Origin of the sequence: Streptomyces composti (assembly GCF_012034205.1) — a bacterium.
Taxonomy (GTDB): domain Bacteria; phylum Actinomycetota; class Actinomycetes; order Streptomycetales; family Streptomycetaceae; genus Streptomyces; species Streptomyces composti.
In genome coordinates, this window is the sequence record NZ_JAATEM010000082.1 from 1 (window position 1) to 1,083 (window position 1,083).

At 66.2% G+C, this 1,083-nt stretch carries 1 protein-coding gene; it reads left to right on the top strand.

Going from position 1 to position 1,083, the window contains the following annotated elements; all coding sequences use genetic code 11:
• Positions 1–1,083, top strand: a 1,083-nt coding sequence (ispG, locus tag HCJ93_RS29025) for a flavodoxin-dependent (E)-4-hydroxy-3-methylbut-2-enyl-diphosphate synthase (protein WP_167998803.1), incomplete at both ends; no start/stop codon positions are given.

The following is a 1,083-nucleotide window of genomic DNA, read 5'->3' on the forward strand; positions in this document are numbered from 1 at the left end:
CCAAGCTCGCCGAGCGCCGGAAGAGCCGGCAGATCCAGGTCGGGCCCGTGGCGGTCGGCGGGGACGCTCCCGTCTCGGTGCAGTCGATGACGACCACTCGTACCTCGGACATCGGGGCGACGTTGCAGCAGATCGCGGAGCTGACCGCGTCGGGGTGTCAGATCGTGCGGGTGGCGTGCCCGACGCAGGAGGACGCGGACGCGCTGGCGACGATCGCCCGCAAGTCGCAGATCCCGGTGATCGCCGACATCCACTTCCAGCCGAAGTACGTGTTCGCGGCGATCGAGGCCGGCTGTGCGGCGGTGCGGGTGAACCCGGGGAACATCAAGAAGTTCGACGATCAGGTCAAGGAGATCGCGAAGGCGGCTCGTGACCACGGCACTCCCATCCGTATCGGGGTCAATGCGGGTTCGCTGGACAAGCGGTTGCTGCAGAAGTACGGCAAGGCCACGCCGGAGGCGCTGGTCGAGTCCGCTCTGTGGGAGGCGTCCCTGTTCGAGGAGCACGATTTCCGCGACATCAAGATCTCGGTGAAGCACAACGACCCGGTGGTGATGATCGAGGCCTACCGGCAGCTGGCCGAGCGGTGTGACTATCCGCTGCATCTGGGGGTGACCGAGGCGGGGCCGGCTTTCCAGGGCACGATCAAGTCGGCGGTGGCGTTCGGTGCGCTGTTGTCGCGGGGGATCGGTGACACCATCCGGGTGTCGTTGTCGGCGCCGCCGGCCGAGGAGGTCAAGGTCGGGATCCAGATTCTGGAGTCGCTCAATCTGCGTCGGCGGGGGCTGGAGATCGTCTCCTGTCCGTCGTGTGGCCGGGCTCAGGTGGATGTGTACAAGCTGGCGGAGGAGGTCACGGCGGGTCTTTCCGGCATGGAGGTGCCGTTGCGTGTCGCTGTGATGGGCTGTGTGGTGAACGGTCCGGGTGAGGCCCGTGAGGCGGATCTGGGTGTGGCTTCGGGCAATGGCAAGGGGCAGATCTTCGTCAAGGGCGAGGTGATCAAGACCGTGCCCGAGTCGAAGATCGTGGAGACGCTGATCGACGAGGCCATGAAGCTGGCCGAGCAGATGGAGAAGGACGGCG